We start from the raw sequence: 18,228 nt of genomic DNA on the forward strand, positions 1-18,228 counted from the left end.
GGAATCGGCATGTCCAATATGGATCTGTCATTGAAGAACATGATGGTGATCGACGGTGCGCTCGGCGCCGCGGTCGTCGACTACAACAGCGGTATGGCGCTCGGCACGCTGGGCAGCTCCAAGGCCCTCGACCTCCAGGTCGCCAGCGCGGGCAATACCGAGGTGGTGCGGGCGAAGATGCGCACCATCGAACAGCTCGGGCTCAACGAGGACATCGAGGACATGCTGATCACGCTGTCCGCCCAGTACCACATCATCCGGCCGATGACCGGCCGCAAATCCAAGGGTCTGTTCCTCTACCTCGCACTCGACCGCAGCCGGGCGAACCTCGCGCTGGCGCGCCACCGTCTCAAGGGCATCGAGGAGGAACTGGAAGTGTGACCGGTTCGCTCGTGGGGCCCGGATCGGAGCCGCGCGGCAGTTCGGGCGCCGTTCGCGCGCCCAGGTCGCTGCCGCGACCGGCGGGTGCGTCGCCGAACGAGCACAGGGTGGGATCCGGCATACTCGCCGGCGCCCACCCTGTTCGGTACCTGTGACCGTCAGCCCGCTCGGCGGTCGGCGGCCTTCTCGGTCGCGAGACGCCCGTTCTCGGCGGGTGGCGCACCCAGTGCCGCCGCGAGTTCGTCGGCGTCCTCCTGATCGGCCTGGACCGCTTCGACCGCGAGCCGGGCGAAAACCCACTGCTCGGTGGCCGCCATCTGGCCCCTGCTGCGGCCGAGGAACGTCACGAACCACTGGATGACGGTCACGATGCGGCTGCGGTATCCGACCAGGTAGTACAGGTGCAGCGCCAGCCACGCCAGCCACGCGATGAACCCGCCGAATTCCAGCTTGCCGATCTGGCAGACGGCGCTGAAACGCGACACCGTGGCCATACTGCCCTTGTTGAAGTACTTGAACGGCTTACGATCCTGCGGCGCTTGGCCTTTCAGGCCCGCCTTGATCTGCTTGGCCGCGTAGGTGGCGCCCTGGATCGCGCCCTGGGCCTGGCCCGGCACATCCGGCACCGACATCAGGTCACCGACCACGAAGACGTTCGGATGGCCCTTGATGGTGAGGTCGGGCTCCACGATGACGCGTCCGGCGCGATCGGTCGTGGTGCCGTCGGAGCGTTCGGCGAGCATCTTGCCGAGCGGACTGCCCTGCACACCCGCCGACCACACCTTGCACGAGGATTCGATGCGGCGGATCGTGCCGTCGGCGTCCTTCACCGTGACGCCGTGCGCGTCGATATCGGTGACCATGGCGTTGAGTTGGATCTCGACGCCCATCTTCTCCAGTCGCCGCTGCGCCTTGCCGCCGAGTTTCGGTCCCATCGGACCGAGTACCGCGCCCGCGCCCTCGATGAGGACGACCCGCGCGTCACGCGGATCGATATTGTGGAAAGTGCCCTCCAGCGTGCGGTCGGACAGTTCGGCGATCTGCCCGGCCAATTCCACGCCGGTCGGGCCCGCGCCGATCACCACGAAGGTGAGCAGGCGGTCGCGCATCTCCTGCGTGGTGGCCAATTCGGCGCCCTCGAACGCGCCGAGAATGCGCGCGCGCAGTTCGAGCGCGTCGTCGATGGTCTTCATGCCGGGGGCGTAGGTGGCGAAGCGGTCGTTGCCGAAATACGACTGCTGCGCGCCGGTGGCGACGATCAAGCTGTCGAAGGGGGTGACGGTGTTCTGGTTCAGCATCCGCGACGTGACCGTCCTGGATTCGAGATCGATATCGATCACGTCACCGAGCAGCACGCGCGAGTTCTTCTGCTTGCGCAGCACCAGCCGCGTCGCGGGCGCGATCTCACCGACGGACAGGATGCCGGTGGCGACCTGGTAGAGCAACGGCTGGAACAGATGAGTGGAAGTCTTGGAAATCAGGGTGACGTCGACGTCGGCGCGCTTGAGATGTTTGGTGCCGAACAGGCCACCGAATCCCGATCCGATCACCACCACCCGGTGACGTCGGGTCTCGACATCCTGTGTGCTCATCGTCGTGCTCCTAGACAGACCTGGGGCTCTTCCCCGGCGGACGTATTCCTTGACCCGACCAACGGTAGTCGGCTCGAATCCGACCGGCACGACGAGCACCCGGTTCGTGATCTTCGGTTTCGGGCCGAACTCACCGGCGGCGGGCGTCCACGGTGAACCGCGCGTCCGGCTGACCTCACGAATCGGGCCGCGCGTGGCGAGGACGCGCGCACGGCCCGAATTCAGGCGGAAACCCCGGTTCCGGGAGGAGTCAGCGGCCCGAGAGCAGCAACTCCGCGACCTTGGTGTCGGTATCGGCGCCCTCGGTGTAGCCGCCGTCGCCGCCGAGCGAACTCATGATGGCCAGGGTGTAGCGCTCACCGGGTCCGGCGAACCCGACCGAGTTGACCACCCAGCCGCCCTGTTCGGCCGACCAGCCGTTCTTGAGGCCGGGACGCATCCGCGCGCCCGCGCCCCAGACACCCCAGTGCTGGTTGTAGTCCACCGCGCGCATGCGGTCGAGCAGGTAGTTCTTGTCGTCGGGGTGCATGCGGTTGAGCACGTAGTCCATCAGCCGGTCCAGATCGGCCGCCGTGCATTTCTGGAACGACCAGTCCGGGAACAACGCGGTATTGGTCGGCTGCGGAACCAGCGAGGACATGCCGTTGGCGCGGAAGGCGTTGTTGAACGCCATCCGGTCCAGACCGGCGTACTTGTTCCACAGCACATCGGTGGCCTGGTCGTTCGAGGTCGCGAGCATGGATTCCATCAGGCCGCGATCGTCGGGGCCCAGTGCGATCGCGCCGACCCTGGCGCGATTGAGCAGATCGACCGCGATGGCCAATTTGATCGTCGACGCGGTCCAGACGGCGTTCTCGGCGCTCTCGTTCGCGTACACCCCGCCGCTGACCCGATCGCGCAGCACGTACCCGGTGACACCGGGCCGGGTGCGCAGGTAGTTGTCCGCCGCGTCGATCCGTGAACTCATATCGCAGTCGAATCCCGCCAGGCAGCCGCGCACGGGGGTGAGCGGCACCGCCTGGGCTCTGGATAGTCCCGAAGCGGGAATCAGCGCGGGCGCGCTCGACAGCAGAATCGCGGCGGTGGCGAGGACACAGGCGGATGCGGCCACGCGGGACGGTGTCCGGGTGACGGTCGAGGGGTAACGCACGAGGGTTCACAATGGCACATCGGCGCTCCGGACGCACGTCTTGAGCTAGTTCGCCCGCTGTGCTAGCGAAGATCGTCGCGCATTGCACCGCAGTGGTTTTCGCCGCCGCGGTTTCGCGCGGCGGGTTCACCGGAACGCGGCGAGCAATTCCTCGACGGTGCGACCGTTGAGACGGTAGCAGTGCGCGAAGGCCTCCGCGTGGCGCTCGCGCGGCCAACTGTTCACGACGACGCCGCGGCCGTAGAAACCCGAGTTGACCAGTTCCCACCGGTCACCGATCCGGCGCACCGTGAAACCACCTCGGGGCACCAAGGGAATCACCCTCGTCTGCATGAAACGCGAAACCAGCCTTTCGATCCAGCTCTGCCGTTCCTCCCCGGGGCAGCACTGTCGCATACGGGTCGACGGGCTTCGCGCGACACGGCCGAGTGGCGCGTTCACCTGTGGCTCATGTCACTTCGCGCCGGACGGGGCGGCTCGGTTGCGCGACGGTCGCTGGCGTATAAACGACCAATGCCGCTGCACATCCACCGGGCCGAGCGCGCCGACGCCCTGGCGGACGGGCTCGCCGCGCTGCTGGCGACGCCGCTCGCGGATCCGTTCGCCGCCGAGGTGGTCGCGGTGCCCGCCAAAGGTGTGGAACGGTGGCTGACGCAACGTCTGTCGGCGGTGCTCGGGGTCACCCCGGGCGGTGCCGCCCGCGACAGTGTCGCCGCGAATATCGCTTTCCCCTCGCCGTCGACGCTGGTGACCTCGGCGCTCGCGGCCGCGGGCGGTATCCGTCCCGAGGACGATCCGTGGGCGCGCGAGCGCGTGGTGTGGGCGATGCTGCGGGTGATCGACGCGGCCGTGTCCGAGCCGTGGGCCGCGGTCCTGTCGCGTCACCTCGGTGTCGCCGACCCGGCGGGCGCCGACCATCGCGCGGGCAGGCGCTACTCCACCGCCGCCCATCTGTGCGGGCTCTTCGAGAGTTACGCCGCCCAGCGTCCGGCCATGATCGCCGAGTGGGCGGCGGGATCGGACACCGACGGCGCGGGCAGGCCGGTGCCGTCGGATCTGCTGTGGCAGCCCGAGTTGTGGCGGCGGTTGCGGGCCGAGTCCGGTGCGCCGAGTCCGGCCGAACGGCTCGCCCCCGCGTGCGACCGGCTGCGCGCGGAACCCGGTCTGGTCGAACTGCCGCAACGGATCTCGCTGTTCGGGGTGACCCGATTGCCCGCCGACCAGCTCGAGGTACTCGACGCCGTCGCGGCGGCGCGGGACGTGCACGTGTGGCTCGCGCACCCGAGCCGGGCCATGTGGTCGGCTCTCGACGGGTCGCCCGTCGCGACCACACGCGCCGCCGACACCTCCGCGACCTCGGTGCGTCACCCGTTGCTCTCGGCCCTCGGTCGCGATGTACGCGAATTGCAGCAGCGCCTGTCCGGCGTCACCGGCTCCGACGAATACCTCGGCGGTGCGGTGCCCGCAGAGCCTTCCCGGCCCGCGCCGACCCTGCTGGCCGCGGTGCAGGACGATATCCGTGACGACCGGTGGCCGCCGAGCGTCCGCGACAGCGCGGACGACAGCCTGCGCATCCACGCCTGCCACGGCCCGACGCGGCAGGTGGAGGTGCTGCGGGAAGCGTTGCTCGGACTGTTCGCCGCCGATCCGACGCTCGAACCGCGCGATGTGCTGATCATGTGCCCCGAGGTGGAGGTCTACGCGCCACTGGTCAGGGCAGCCTTCGGGGCCCGGTCGGCGGGGTCGGGGGATCCCGACGCCGCGCATCCGGCGCAGCTCCTGCGGGTGCGGCTCGCCGATCGCGGGCGCGGTGTCACCAATCCACTGCTCTCGGTGATCGCGGTCCTGCTCGAACTCGCCGACGGCCGGGTGACGGTCACCCAGGTGCTGGATCTGGCGTCGTCGGAAACCGTGCGCAGGCGTTGCGGATTCGATGACGACGGGATCGAGCGGCTGCGCGAGTGGGCGGCCGAATCGGGTGCCAGGTGGGGGATCGGGCAGCGACAGCGCCAGGCGTTCGGTCTCGCGGATTTCGGGCAGAACACCCTCAACGGCGCGGTGGACCGGATCCTGCTCGGCGTCACCGCCGACGAGAGCACCGACGACTGGCTGGATCTGGCCCTGCCGCTGGGTGATGTCGACAGCAACGACGTCGATCTGGCGGGCCGCTTCGCGGAATTCATCGACCGGCTCGCGGTCTGTCTGCGTGATCTGCGCGGGCCCAGGCCCGCGCACGAATGGGCCGCGGCGCTGGGCCGCGCGCTCGACCTGCTCACCGACGTGCCGGAGAGTCAGGCGTGGGTCCGGGCCGAGGCCAGGCGCGAACTCGCCGCAGCCACCGAACACGCGGGCGACGTGTCGCTGCGGCTGCCCGATGTCGGCGTGCTGCTGGCCGGGCGGCTCGCGGCCCGGCCGACCCGCGCGAATTTCCGCACCGGCGAACTCACCGTCTGCACCATGGTCCCGATGCGGTCGGTGCCGCACCGGGTGGTCGTGCTGCTCGGCCTGGACGACGACGTGTTCCCGCGTGCGGGCGGGGTGGACGGCGACGATGTCCTCGCCCGCGACCCGCTGCCGGGGGAACGGGATGCCCGCAGCGAGGACCGGCAACTACTGCTCGACGCGATCACGGCGGCGCGGGAGAAGTTGCTGCTGTTGCACACCGGCGCCGATCCGGTCAGTGGCGCGCCACGGCCGCCCGCGATTCCGGTGGCCGAACTGCTGGACGTGCTGCGCGGCTATCTCGGCGGCGACCTGTCCGAGGTCGCGATCCGCCATCCGCTCCAGAGTTTCGACCGCCGCAACTTCCGCGCCGACCGCCCGTTCAGTTTCGACGCGGTCGCGCTGGCGGGCGCGCGGGCGGCCGACCGCCCCGCCCACCCGCGCCCGGCATTTCTGCCCGACCCGTTGCCGACCCCCGAACTCGGTGACGTGGCGCTGGCCGATCTGGTGTCGTTCGTCGAACACCCGATCCGCGCGTTCCTGTGGCAACGGCTCGGCCTGCGGGTACCCGAACACCAGGAGGACATCGCCGATCGCCTTCCGATCGAATTGGACGGCCTGGCGAAATGGGAACTGGGCGAACGTATGCTGAACGCCCGGCTGACCGGCGCCGATCCCGCCGGTCTTCGGGCCGCGGAATGGCGGCGCGGGGTCATCCCGCCGTTCGCGCTCGGCGCGGCCGTACTCGACGAGATCGAGCGCACGGTCGACAAATTGGTGCGCGCGTCGGCCGCCGACTACCAGGTTCCCGCGCGGGCGGTGGATATCGCGATCGATCTGGGCAAGGGACGCAGGCTGACCGGAACGGTGCCCGAGGTGCGCGGGGAAACCCTCGTGCGCACCACCTATTCGCGCCTCGCCCCCAAACATCGGATCACCGCGTGGGTTTCGGTGCTCGCGCTCGCCGCGACCGAGGACCGCACCTGGCAGGCGATCACCACCGGACGAGGCCAGTTCAGCCGTCCCGCATGGCGTTCCGCGCTCACCGCGCCGACCGCGCCCGCCGCGGTGGAGATCCTGCGGGAAATCGTCAGACTGCGCGACGCCGGGCTGACCGAACCGCTGCCGATCGCGCCCACAGCCACCGCCGCGTACGCCGAACGTCGCTTCCGCGGTGCGAGCACCGAAGAGTCGTTCGCCGCCGCCGAACGCGAATTCAACGGCGGCGCCAACGGTCCGGGGAAATTCGGCGACCACACCGACCGCCACCTGCGCTACATCTGGGGCGCGGCCCCGCACCTGGACGACCTGACCGCCGTCCCCGCCCCCGCGGGCGAAACCGCCGAGAGCACCCGCTTCGGCGCGCTCGCCCGCCGCCTGTGGGCCCCGTTGCTGGCCGCCGAGATCCAGGGCAGCCCGTGACCGGGCCCGACGGCACGACACGGCAGGGCCGAACGGACACGCGCGGCGGTACGGCCCCGCCGGGCGCCGGTATCGAGCGCCGCGACGCGCGGGCAGGTTCCCGTGGGTGGCGGCCCATGCGCAGTAGGCTGTGCGCGGCGCGGGGGAGTGTTCGGGGGCGGTCGGTAGACGGTGGAAGCAGGGATCCGGAATGACGGTGCAGGACGCGGATCTCGCGTTGCCGGTGCCGGGGGCCGTGAAGTCGGCGGAATCGTTCGATCCCTTCGGGCCGTTGCCCACCGGAACCACCGTGCTGGAGGCGAGCGCGGGTACCGGTAAAACCCACGCGATCGTCGGACTCGCGGTGCGCTACGTCGCCGAGATCGGCATCGATATCTCGCAGTTGCTGCTCGTCACCTTCAGTCGCGCGGCGACCCAGGAACTGCGGGAACGCGCCAGGGATCGGTTCGTCGCGGTCGCGGCGGCACTGGCCGATCCCGAGACCGCCCGTACCTGCGACGACGGACTCGTTCGGCATCTGGCGCAGGTCGACGCCGAGCAGGTGTGGCGCAGGCGGGCCCGGCTGCTGGTCGCCCTGTCCGAGTTCGACGCGGGCACCATCGTGACCACCCACAGCTTCTGTCAGCGCATGCTCGACGAACTCGGCCTGGCGGGTGAGCACGATCCCGGCGCGCGACTGGTCGACACCGTCGACGAACTCGTCCGCACCGTCGCCGACGACCTCTACCTGCACCGGTACGCCCGGACCGAACCGCCGTTCCCGCTCTCCGACGCGCACACCCTCGCGCTCGCCGCCGTGGGTGACCGCCACGCCGCGCTGATCCCGAGGGACGAGGGCCGGATCGGCGAGCGGGCCGCGTTCGTGGCCGCGGTGCGCGCCGAGACCGAGCGGCGCAAACGGTTGGCCGGACTGCGCGATTTCGACGATCTGCTCGTACTGCTGCACGACGTGCTCGCCGACCCGGCGCACGGCGAACGCGCGTGTGCCCGGATCAGGGACCGCTACCGGGTGGCCCTGGTGGACGAGTTCCAGGACACCGATCCACTGCAATGGGACATCCTGCGCCGGTCCTTCCACGGCCACACCACCATGGTCCTGGTCGGGGATCCGAAACAGGCCATCTACGCCTTCCGGGGTGCGGAGGTGCTGAGTTATCTCGACGCCGTCGCCCACGCCGACAGCCGCCTCGGCCTCACCACCAACTGGCGCAGCGACGCCGGGCTGCTCGCCGCGCTCGACCACCTCTACGGTGGTGCGGCACTGGGCCATCACGACATCTCGGTGTATCCGGTCGCCGCGACCCGGCCGTGGACTCGATTGACAGGTCCCGCCGAACTCCTCACCCCGCTGCGGGTGCGATGCCTGCCGCGCACGGGCGCGGGGCCGCTGAACAAATCCGGTTTCCCCGTGGTCGGTCGGCAGCGCGCTCGGGTCGCCGACGATCTGGCCGCCGATATCGTCCAGCTGCTCGAATCGGGATCGCGCATCGACGCGGGCGTCGCGACCGATTCCGCGGCGACTCCGCCCGACACCGCCGCGACGGCGAGCCGCCCGATCGGCCCCGGCGATATCGCCGTCCTGGTTCGCACCCGCTCCCAGATCGACGTCGTGCGCGCGGCTTTGGACCGCGTCGGAGTCGCCTCGGTCCTGGCGGGCGGCACCAGCGTCTTCGCCACCCCCAGCGCCACCGACTGGCTGTGGCTGTTGCGTGCGCTGGAACAACCGCACCGATCCGACCGTGTCCGACTGGCCGCCTGCACCCCGATCCTCGGGGTGAGCGCCGCCGAAATCGACAGCGGCGGAGCCGATCTGGTCGGCCGTGTGAGCGCCCAGTTGCGCGACGCGTCCCGGCTCTTCGCCCGGGCCGGATTCGCGGCGGTCTTCGAGAAACTGTCCGCGGAAGCGAATCTCGCGTCCCGATTGCTGACCGTCGAGAACGGTGAACGGCAACTGACCGACCTGCGCCATATCGCGCAACTGCTCGACCAGGTCGCGCTCACCGAGGGATTCGGGCTCACCGCGCTGACCCGGTGGCTCGGCGACCGGGTGCGCGATCCGGCCTCCGGCAGCGTCGCCGACCGCAGCCGTCGCCTCGACCGTGACGCCGCCGCGGTCCAGATCGCGACGGTGCACGCCAGTAAGGGACTCGAATTCCCGCTCGTCTACCTGCCTTTCGCGTGGGACAGCGCGAAGAATCCGTATCCGGCCACGCTGCTGTTCCACGACGAGGACGGCGCGCGGGTACTCGACGTCGGCGGACCGGACGCCGCCGGATACGCCGAGCGCAGGCAACGTGCCGAGGCCGAGGAGGCGGGCGAGGAACTGCGTCTGCTGTATGTGGCGCTGACCAGGGCAGAATGTCAGGTCGTCGCCTGGTGGGCGCCCGCGGCCACCACCGCGGCGGCCCCGCTGCACCGCATGATCTTCGGCAGGCCCGACGGCGGCGACACGGTGCCGAACCGGGCGACGGTACCCGCCGACGCCGTGGCCGCGCAGACACTGTCGGCCTGGGCGGCCACGGCCGCCGACGCCGTGTCGGTGACCGCGGTGCGGGCCACCGACTCCGTCGAGATCCGGCGGGTGCGCACCGAGGCCGCGACCGGTGAACTGGCGGCGGCGCGGTTCGACCGCGTCCTGGATCAGCATTGGCGGCGCACCTCCTACTCGGCGTTGACCGCGGGCGCCCACGAATTCGTGACCGACAGCGAGCCCGAGGACGAACGCGGACCCGGCGACGAACCCGCCGACGCGCCGATCCTCGAGGACGAGCCGGTCGCCGGGGCGTCGTCGCTGATGAACGCGCTGCCCTACGGCGCGGAATTCGGCACCCTGGTGCATTCGGTCCTCGAACGTGTCGACACCGACGCCGCAGATCTCGACGCCGAAGTACATGCCCGGTGCCGTCACGCCGTCGAGGAGTCGATGGCCGATTTCGATCCGGAACTGCTGGGCGCCGCGCTGGGCGCCGTGCTGCGCACGCCGCTCGGATGCGGCGCGCTCGCCGATTTCGCCGGTCGCGACCGACTCGCCGAACTCGATTTCGAACTGCCGCTGGCCGGTGGCGACGTGCTCGCGACGCGCCCTTCCACGCTGCGCCGGATCGCGGATCTGCTGCGCGCGCATCTCGGCGCCGACGACATCTTCCACACCTACGCCGACCAGGTGGAAACCCTGGAGGACACCCCGCTGCGCGGCTATCTCACCGGCAGTATCGACGCGGTCCTGCGTGTCACCGACGGCGCGGCACCTCGTTTCGTCGTCGTCGACTACAAGACCAACCGGCTCGGCACCGGCGACCTGACCGTCGATCACTACACGCGCGAACGCATGGCGGCGGAGATGCTGCGCTCGCACTATCCGCTCCAGGCGCTGCTGTATTCGGTGGCCCTGCACCGGTATCTGCGCTGGCGGTTGCCCGGCTACGATCCCGAGCGGCATCTGGGCGGCTGCGCCTACCTGTTCGTGCGCGGCATGATCGGCCCGGCGACCCCGCCCGGATGCGGCGTCTTCGACTGGGATCCCCCGCCCGCGTTGATCCTGGCGCTGTCGGATCTGCTCGCGGGGGAGATCTCGTGAGCGCGGTGGCCGAGGTGCGGCTGCGGCGGATCCGGGTGTCGGAGTCCGGCGGAACCACCGCGATACGGAAGGTTCCGGTGCGCCGGTGACATCGATCCAGGTGGCCCAGCGCGGCACCGGTCTGCTGCGAATATTCAACGAGGCGGGCGTGCTGTCGGCGGCGGACGTGCACGTCGCGCTGCGGTTGGGCAGGCTCGGGCGCGAATCGTCCGAGGAGGTGCTCTTCGCGGCCGCGCTGGCGGTGCGGGCGGTGCGCTCGGGATCGGTATGCCTCGAGCTCTACCGCATGCGCGATATCGGTGTCGACGCCGACGAGGACCGCGAGACGGCCGGTATCGATCCGACCGCGTTGCCGTGGCCCGATATCGAGGCGGTGGTCGCGGCGTTGCGGGTGAGTCCGCTGGTCGTCGGCGGCTCGGGCGGGCCGCTCACCCCGCTGCGGGTCGTCCCGGCCGAGGCCGGTTCCGACGCGGGACCGCTGCTCTATCTGGACAGGTATTTCCAGCAGGAGCAGACGATCCGCCTGGTGCTCACCGAACGGGCCGCCCACCATCCGGTCGTCGATCCCGATATCGTGCGCGTGGAACTGGATCGGCTCTTCGACGGTCCGCACGGCATCGCGACCGATCGTCAGCGGCTGGCCGCCGCGTTGGCGGCCACGCACTGGACCACGGTGGTCGCGGGCGGTCCCGGCACCGGGAAGACTCACACCATCGCGCGCATCCTGGCCTTGCTCGACGCGCACCGCAAGGCCGATCCGAAGGCCCCCGCACTGCGCATCGCCCTGGCCGCGCCCACGGGTAAGGCCGCGGCCCGATTGCAGGAGGCGGTGCGTGAACAGGCGGGCGAACTCGGTCTGCCCGAACTCACCGCGGCCACCCTGCACCGCCTGCTCGGCTGGCAGCGCGGCCGCACCGCCCGGTTCCGCTACCACGAGTTCAATCGGCTGCCCTACGACGTGATCGTGGTGGACGAGACCTCGATGGTCTCGCTGACCATGATGGCGAGTCTGCTCGCCGCACTGCGCCCCGACACGAGGGTGGTGCTTGTCGGTGATCCCGATCAGCTGGCCTCGGTGGACGCGGGCGCGGTCCTGGCCGATCTCGTCGCGGGACCGGTTGTCGGCGAACCCAATCCGATCCTGGACCGCATCCTGGGCGGCCAGGCGACCGACGGTGATCGCGACGCGGAGGCGCTGTCGGCGCTGGAGCGGACCCGGTTGCGCGGTGGCATCGTCCGGTTGACGCGCGGTCGCCGATTCGGCGGCAGGATCGCCGAACTCGCCGTCGCGGTCCGGGCTGGCGACGCCGACACCGCCCTGGAACTACTGCGCGCGGGCGGACCCGAACTGTCGCTGTGCGCTCCCGATCAGACCAGGGCCGTCCGCGCCGACGTCGTCGCCGCGGCCGCCGCGGTGACCTCGGCGGCGCTCGAGGGCGACGCGGCGGGCGCGCTGACCGCGCTGGAATCGCATCGGCTGCTGTGCGCGCACCGGCAGGGACCGTTCGGTGTCGAACGGTGGGACCGGATGGCGGCGGAATGGGCCGCCGCGGGCGGTGCGGGTCCCGAATCCGCGCTCGCGCCCTGGTATCCCGGCCAGCCGCTGCTGGTTACCGCCAACGACCACGAGGCCCGTATCTACAACGGCGACACCGGTGTCATCGTGCGGCTGCCCGACGGATCGCTGCGGGCGGCACTGCAACGCGGCAGCACCCCCTACCTGGTGCATCCCACCCAGTTCCCCTCCGTGGTCACGGTATTCGCGATGACCATCCATCGCAGCCAGGGCAGCCAGTACGACACGGTCTCGGTGGTCCTGCCCGAACCGGAATCCACCCTGCTGACCAGGGAACTGCTCTATACGGCGATCACCAGGGCGCGTCGCCACGTGCGCGTCATCGGCACCGACGAATCCATTCGCGCCGCCATCGCTCGCCGGGTGCTGCGCGCCAGCGGGCTGTCGCGACGCGGTGTCCAGGAACCGGCGGGCACCGGGTGAAGCGTGCTCAGCGTACGTCGAACAATCGCGCCGCGTTCCGGTAGCAGACCTGCCGCAGCCAGTCCTCGCCCAGCTCCAGCCGTTCCAGCGCGTACACCGAATGTCCGTACGGATACGGAATATTCGGGAAGTCGCTGCCGAAGAGGATGCGCTCGCCCAGGTCGTGCAACCGTCCCCGTTCGGTGACCGGGTAGGGGGCGTCCGCTTCGCTGAAGTCGGTCCAGACCATCGTGGTGTCGAGGTGGACGCCCACGTATTCCTGTGCCAGGTCCAGGAATTCGGAATATTCGGGGGTGCCCATGTGGGCGACGATCAAGCGCAGGCGCGGGAAGCGCCGCAACAGCGCGGCCATGGGTTCGGGTCCGGTGTAGGTGCCGGGAGCGGGGCCGGAACCGCAGTGCACGAGCGCGGGAATTCCGCTGTCCTCCAGCAGGCCCCACACCGGGTCGAGCAGGGGATCGTTCGGGGCGAAGTCGCCGACCTGGATGTGCACCTTGAAAACCCGTGCGCCCCGGTCGATCGCGGTCCGCACATATTCCGGTGCGCCCGGCTCGGGATAGAAGGTCGCGGTGTGCAGGCAGTCCGGTGTCCGTCGCGCGAAATCGGCGGTCCACTCGTTGAGCCACGCCGCCATCGCGGGTTTGTGCGGGTACACCAGCGCGGTGAAGGCGCGAACACCGAAGTCGCGCAGGGTCTTCAGGCGCACCTGTTCGTCGTCGCGATAGGTGATCGGCCAGTCCTTGCCCGTCATCGGACCCACCGCGTCGAAATACGCCCATACCTTGCGCAGTACCTGTTCGGGCATGAAATGGGTGTGGACGTCGATGATGCCGGGCAGCTCGAGCCGGGAGCGGAAATCGGCGAGATAGGCGTTGTCGTCGTGGCCGGTCATGACACCTCCTGGCGTGCGGGTGGATGCACCGCCCGCGCGAAATCGCCGACCCGGGTGATCAGCCGATCGAAGAAGACCACCGGATCGGTGCCGATCACGATGTCGGCGTTGGGTTGCCTGCCCCACATCCCCGCCCAGTCGGCGACCGTGGTCGCCCTGGTGAGTGTTCCGGTCAGTTCGACGTCCACCGTCGCGGGCCGCAGCACCGCGAGTGCGGGATCGATGGCCACCGCGGCCGCGAACGGATCGTGCATGTGCGCGAGGTACCCCTGGTCGTGATGACGGTGGAATTCGAAGTAGAACCGCACCGCGTCGTCGATGTGGCGCACCACCGGATTCGGCGAGGTGGAGCGCAGTCCGTCCGGATCGTGCGCCGAGACGGGTCGGTCAGGAGGGCATCCCGCCCGCTCCGCGAGCCTGCGCAGATGCTCGGGGAACATCTCGATGGTTTCGGTGATGTCGAGGGCGCAGATGATGGGCCTGCGGTCGGCGGGAGCCGAGGAGAAGGCGTCGAACACCTCCTTGGCGGCCTCGGGGTCGACGTGCACATTCCATTCGTTGGTCGGCGTGGTGTTGCCCGGATGGTTGAACGCGCCGCCCATCACGACGAGTCGTCGCAGCAGGGTCGGGAGTTCGGGTTCGATCCGCAGCGCCAGCGCGAGATTGGTCAACGGGCCGGTGCACAGTCCGATGAGTTCGCCCGGATGCGCCCTGGCGAGCTCGACCCACATCCGCGCGGCGGATCGGTCCGAGAGCGATCGCGTCGATTCGGGAAGTTCGGCATAGCCGATGCCCTGCGGACCGTGGGTGTCCTCGGTGGTTCGCAGCGGAATCGCCAGCGGTTCCGGCGCGCCGAGCGCCACCTCGATGTCGGGGGCTCCGCACACGTCCAGCCACGCCAGATTGTTCGCGGCCACCCGGTCGGCGGGAACGTTGCCCGCGGTGGCGGCGATTCCGGCGATCTCGGCATCGGGGGAGGCCAGCAGGTACAGCAGGGCCAGTGAGTCGTCGATGCCGGTGTCGACGTCCAGGATGATCCGCGCTCGCACAGCACGAGACTAGCGACCGTCCGGACAACCCGGCCCGGTGGCGTCGCCAGCGTTAGGACATACGTCTGGTACATATGTCTAAGACGTGTTGTAGGCTGTGGGGATGGGCAACCGGGAAGACCTGCTGGCGGGAGCGCGCAAGGCGATCATGGAACGCGGCGTCGCCAAGACCACCGCGCGCGATATCGCCGCGGCGGCGGGCGTCAGCCTCGCCGCCATCGGCTACCACTTCGGCTCCAAGGAACGCCTCATCACCGAGGCACTGGCCGAGGCGCTGGGCACCGGCATCGGCGACGCCATGGACGCGTTGATCCGCACCACCGCCGACCTGCCGATGACCGAGACGTTCGCGGCGCTGGTCGACGGTCTGCCCGCGATCTTCGCCGAACATCGCGAGGGCATGTTGGCGAGTATGGAGAACCTGCTGCGCGTCGCGCGGTCGGACCGGCCACAGTCGTTCATGTCCGACAACCTGGCGGGCGCGTACGCCGATATCGCCACTGCCCTTCGCGAAACCCATCCCGAACTCGACGCCGCGCAGGCCGACGCCGTCGCGGAACTGTATTTCGCGATCACACAGGGATTCTCGGTGCTGTGGATCATCGACCCCGGCGGCGCGGTCCCCGGCGGCGGGCGACTGGTCGAGGCGTTCCACGCCGTCGCCGGGACCGCGACGCCCTAATCGTCGCGGTCCCCGGCCTGCTCGCCGGTATCGAGGACCGGCACATTCCACAGTTGCCGCAGGGCCACCACCGCGATGACGAGCGAGGCGATACCAGCGATGGCCGCGGTGATGTGGACGCCGTGCAGGTATGCCGTGCGCGCCGCGCCGAGGACCGCGTCACCGAGGTCACCCGGCAGTTCCGACGCGACCCGCGCGGCCGCGCCGAGCGTGTCACGGACCGAGTGGACGTCGTCCTCGGACAGTCCGGCGGGCAGCGTCGTGGCGAGGTCACCGCGGTAGATCGCGATGCTGACGCTGCCGAGGATCGAGATTCCCAGTGCGCCACCGAGTTCGGCCCCGGTCTCCGAGACGCCCGACGCCGCGCCCGCCTGTTCGGGCGGCGCCGACCCCACGATCATCTCGGTGGTGATGCCGAAAACCGGTGCCAGTCCGAGCGAACAGACCACCGACGCCGCCAGCGCGAGGCCGTATCCGTCGCCCGCGCTCAGTCGCGTCATCATCAGCAGACCGACGCCGGTCAGCGCCAGTCCGCCACCGATCAGATAGGCGGGGCGCACCAGCGGCATCACGCGCGGGGTCAGTTGCGAACCGATCAGGAAGCCCAGGCCCGAGGGCGCCATCACCAGGCCGGTCGCCAGTGGGCTCATGCCGAGGACGAGTTGGAAGTACTGGGCGACGAACAGGAAATACCCGAACGCGACGAAAACGCCGATCATATTGATCACCAGTGCGATCCGGAACGTGGGAAGCCGGAACAACCGCAGGTCGAGCATCGGATCGGAACTGCGCAGCTGTCTGCGGGTGAACACCACCGCGAGCAGCGCGCCGCCCGCCAGCGCCAGCGCCGGACCGAGGCCGAGACCGTCCTGCGCGATCGCCTTCATACCGAAAACCACGGCGATCATCGTCGCCACGCACAGTGCCGCGCTCAGCGGATCGAGCCGCCCGGCCCCCGGATCACGGAATTCCGGCAGCACCCTGGGGCCGAGGACGAGCAACAACACCATCACCGGCACCGCGAGCAGGAAGACCGAGCCCCACCAGAAGTGTTCGAGGAGTACGCCGCCGAAGATCGGCCCCACCGCGCCGCCGGTCGAATACGCGCCGACCCACACGCCGACCGCGATCGACCGCTGCCTGGCGTCGCGGAACATGTTGAAGATCAGCGACAGCGTGGACGGCGCGACCGTCGCCCCGGCGATACCAAGTAGCGCGCGACAGGCTATGAGGACCTCGGTGCTGGTCGCGAACGCGGCGACCACCGAAACCACCGCGAACAGCGCCGCGCCGAACAGCAGAATCCGTCGCCTGCCGATCCGGTCGCCGAGGGTGCCCATGGTGATCAGCAGGCCCGCCACCATGAACCCGTATATGTCGATGACCCAGAGCAGTTGCGCGCTGCTCGGATGCAGCTCGGCGCTGATCATCGGCACGGCCAGGTGCAGGACCGTCATATCCATGGCGTAGACCAGACAGGCCAGTGCGAGCACGGTGAGCCCGACCCATTCGGTGCGTCCGGCACGCGGCAGCGTCCCGTCCGGGGTGAGCACGGGCGAGACGGAATCCACGAGGCTATCTCCTTCCGGGAACGGTGACGGGCGAGTCACCATTGCACCGCCGGAAGGCGACCGTTCGCAAAGGGTTTTCTACCGGCCGATCAGCGCGTGCGCACCGGCCAGGACGGGTAGTTCCTGCCGTAGTCGGGGGCGGGCCACGCGTAGTCCGGATATTCGACGAGGGCGGGCGCCGCGGTGGTGAAACTGCCGTGCCTGACCACGGTGTCCGGGTTGGGCGGTGTCGCCGGGGGATGGTTGAGCGTGCGTCCCGGCGCGGTCAGCAGCCAGGACGCGGTGCGCGCCAACGACACCCGCACATCCCGGCCGACACCGTCGTAGGTGCGCGCGGCCAGCGCGTCGATGATGCCCGCCGCCAGCAGATATCCGGACGCGTGGTCGAGTGCCTGCGCGGGCAGGGTACCCGGCACCGACGGCGCGCCCTCGGTGATGGAGATACCGGTCGCGGCCTGCACGATGCTGTCGAATCCGCGCCGTCCGCCCCACGGACCGCCTTCACCCCAGGCGGAGACCCGGCCGTGGATCAGACCCGGTCGCTGCGCGGGGGTCAGGCCCGCGCGTTCGAGACAGCCGGGGCGATAACCGGTCACCAGGACGTCCGCCGAGACCAGCAGATCGTAGAAAGCCGGGTCGCGCAGATCGAGCCTGGTCGAGAGTTTGCCCTGGCAGGTATCCACGTACTGCCACGGAATCTCCGGCAGGAACGGCGGATCCACCCGCAGCACCTCGGCGCCGAGCAGCGCCAGGGTTCGCGTCGCCACCGGGCCCGCGACGACCCGGGTCATGTCGAGCACGCGAATGCCACGGAGGGGCTGGAACGGGGTGGCATCCGAACGCGCGATACTGCTCGCCCGGTCGTGGCGCGCTTCGATCGCGACCAGCGGGCCGTGGGCCGCCGCCTCCGCTTCGGGCGTGCCCGCCCATTCCTCTTCGGTACGGACCCGGACCGCGATCGCGCCGTAGGCGGCGGCGGTCTCCTCCACATCGGTGGCCCGGCTCATGGCGAGCTGGGCTACCGCCAGATCTATGGGCGCGTTCTCCGCGAGACCGAGCGCGGCAAGTAAGCGAGTTCTGTGGTGCGGATAGTTGGCGTGGGTGCGCACCCAGCCGTCGAAGGTGGGGAAGAAACCGGACAGGTCGGCGAACATGGCGGGCTGCCTGCCGTTCGCGCGGACTAGTCGGTCGCTGGAGAAGGCCGCGGCGATGCGCACGGGATCGATCCGGTGCGCCATGGGGGCGAGGCCGTGCGCGTCACGGATGCGGTTCGACGCCGCGGTCAACGCCGCGATCGATCCGGCCGCCAACGACCAAACCGGCAGTGTCGCAGCGAGATTACCGCCAGGGTCCGGGACCGGGGTGATGGCGGAAGTGGGGACACCGATGCCGGCTTCGTAGTCGTGGACCAGCCGTGCGTGATCGTTCACCACCACGACAGTAGTAGTTCCCCACCCGAAGCGTGGAGCCC

General features: G+C 69.9%; 12 protein-coding genes. 5 read left to right on the forward strand and 7 right to left on the reverse strand.

The genetic code is table 11. The annotated features are described in order from the left end of the window. The first annotated feature begins 9 nt into the window (after nt 1–9). Nucleotides 10–381 (forward strand): hypothetical protein, encoded by a 372-nt coding sequence (locus tag JZ792_RS03485; protein ID WP_196148605.1) that lies wholly within the window; start codon nt 10–12, stop codon nt 379–381. 158 nt (nt 382–539) lie between these two features. Here JZ792_RS03485 and JZ792_RS03490 read toward each other — a convergent pair whose 3' ends face one another. The 3 genes from JZ792_RS03490 to JZ792_RS03500 form a co-directional block, all read right to left on the reverse strand. Continuing rightward, nucleotides 540–1,973, reverse strand: coding sequence for an NAD(P)/FAD-dependent oxidoreductase (locus JZ792_RS03490; RefSeq protein ID WP_216906760.1), 1,434 nt, complete (start codon nt 1,971–1,973; stop codon nt 540–542). A 250-nt stretch (nt 1,974–2,223) separates the two neighbouring features. Further along, nucleotides 2,224–3,084 carry a serine hydrolase gene (locus JZ792_RS03495; protein WP_216906762.1) on the reverse strand — a complete coding sequence of 287 codons (861 nt, stop codon included), beginning with the start codon at nt 3,082–3,084 and terminating at the stop codon, nt 2,224–2,226. Between the two features lie 165 nt (nt 3,085–3,249). Then, nucleotides 3,250–3,432: a hypothetical protein gene (locus JZ792_RS03500; RefSeq protein WP_308165137.1), complete on the reverse strand. Its 183-nt coding sequence runs from the start codon at nt 3,430–3,432 to the stop codon at nt 3,250–3,252. 204 nt (nt 3,433–3,636) lie between these two features. Here JZ792_RS03500 and recC point away from each other — a divergent pair, with 204 nt between their 5' ends. The 3 genes from recC (at nt 3,637) to recD (ending at nt 12,563) form a co-directional block, all read left to right on the forward strand. Beyond that, nucleotides 3,637–6,987 (forward strand): exodeoxyribonuclease V subunit gamma, encoded by a 3,351-nt coding sequence (gene recC / locus JZ792_RS03505; RefSeq protein WP_216906766.1) that lies wholly within the window; start codon nt 3,637–3,639, stop codon nt 6,985–6,987. 190 nt (nt 6,988–7,177) lie between these two features. After that, nucleotides 7,178–10,564 carry a UvrD-helicase domain-containing protein gene (locus tag JZ792_RS03510; protein ID WP_216906768.1) on the forward strand — a complete coding sequence of 1,129 codons (3,387 nt, stop codon included), beginning with the start codon at nt 7,178–7,180 and terminating at the stop codon, nt 10,562–10,564. A gap of 85 nt (nt 10,565–10,649) precedes the next feature. Further along, nucleotides 10,650–12,563: an exodeoxyribonuclease V subunit alpha gene (recD, locus tag JZ792_RS03515; RefSeq protein ID WP_216906770.1), complete on the forward strand. Its 1,914-nt coding sequence runs from the start codon at nt 10,650–10,652 to the stop codon at nt 12,561–12,563. A gap of 7 nt (nt 12,564–12,570) precedes the next feature. Here the strand turns inward: recD and JZ792_RS03520 are convergent, their stop codons facing one another. Both JZ792_RS03520 and JZ792_RS03525 read right to left on the reverse strand, forming a co-directional pair. Then, complete coding sequence (locus JZ792_RS03520) at nt 12,571–13,455, reverse strand: amidohydrolase family protein (protein WP_216906772.1); 885 nt, start codon at nt 13,453–13,455, stop codon at nt 12,571–12,573. Beyond that, nucleotides 13,452–14,504: a nucleoside hydrolase gene (locus tag JZ792_RS03525; RefSeq protein ID WP_216906774.1), complete on the reverse strand. Its 1,053-nt coding sequence runs from the start codon at nt 14,502–14,504 to the stop codon at nt 13,452–13,454. The genes JZ792_RS03520 and JZ792_RS03525 overlap by 4 nt, the downstream gene beginning before the upstream one ends. Before the next feature lie 103 nt (nt 14,505–14,607). Here JZ792_RS03525 and JZ792_RS03530 point away from each other — a divergent pair, with 103 nt between their 5' ends. Then, a complete protein-coding gene (locus JZ792_RS03530; RefSeq protein ID WP_216906776.1) occupies nt 14,608–15,186 on the forward strand; it encodes a TetR/AcrR family transcriptional regulator in 579 nt (192 codons plus the stop codon). Here the strand turns inward: JZ792_RS03530 and JZ792_RS03535 are convergent. Both JZ792_RS03535 and JZ792_RS03540 read right to left on the reverse strand, forming a co-directional pair. Beyond that, nucleotides 15,183–16,799 (reverse strand): MFS transporter, encoded by a 1,617-nt coding sequence (locus JZ792_RS03535; RefSeq protein WP_216906779.1) that lies wholly within the window; start codon nt 16,797–16,799, stop codon nt 15,183–15,185. The genes JZ792_RS03530 and JZ792_RS03535 overlap by 4 nt on opposite strands. Nucleotides 16,800–16,846: 47 nt before the next feature. After that, entirely contained in the window at nt 16,847–18,187 is a 1,341-nt protein-coding gene (locus JZ792_RS03540) for a CoA transferase (RefSeq protein WP_216906781.1), read from the reverse strand. Between the last annotated feature and the right edge of the window lie 41 nt (nt 18,188–18,228).

The organism is Nocardia noduli, from assembly GCF_019038455.1.
Classification (GTDB): domain Bacteria; phylum Actinomycetota; class Actinomycetes; order Mycobacteriales; family Mycobacteriaceae; genus Nocardia; species Nocardia noduli.

Bases quoted from the DNA above. Each gene is read 5' to 3' on its own strand.
- JZ792_RS03520 (WP_216906772.1), bottom strand. From the start codon at position 13,455: ATGACCGGCCACGACGACAACGCCTATCTCGCCGATTTCCGCTCCCGG.
- JZ792_RS03535 (WP_216906779.1), bottom strand. From the start codon at position 16,799: ATGGTGACTCGCCCGTCACCGTTCCCGGAAGGAGATAGCCTCGTGGAT.
- JZ792_RS03490 (WP_216906760.1), bottom strand. From the start codon at position 1,973: ATGAGCACACAGGATGTCGAGACCCGACGTCACCGGGTGGTGGTGATC.
- recC (WP_216906766.1), top strand. From the start codon at position 3,637: ATGCCGCTGCACATCCACCGGGCCGAGCGCGCCGACGCCCTGGCGGAC.
- JZ792_RS03510 (WP_216906768.1), top strand. From the start codon at position 7,178: ATGACGGTGCAGGACGCGGATCTCGCGTTGCCGGTGCCGGGGGCCGTG.
- JZ792_RS03485 (WP_196148605.1), top strand. From the start codon at position 10: ATGTCCAATATGGATCTGTCATTGAAGAACATGATGGTGATCGACGGT.
- JZ792_RS03530 (WP_216906776.1), top strand. From the start codon at position 14,608: ATGGGCAACCGGGAAGACCTGCTGGCGGGAGCGCGCAAGGCGATCATG.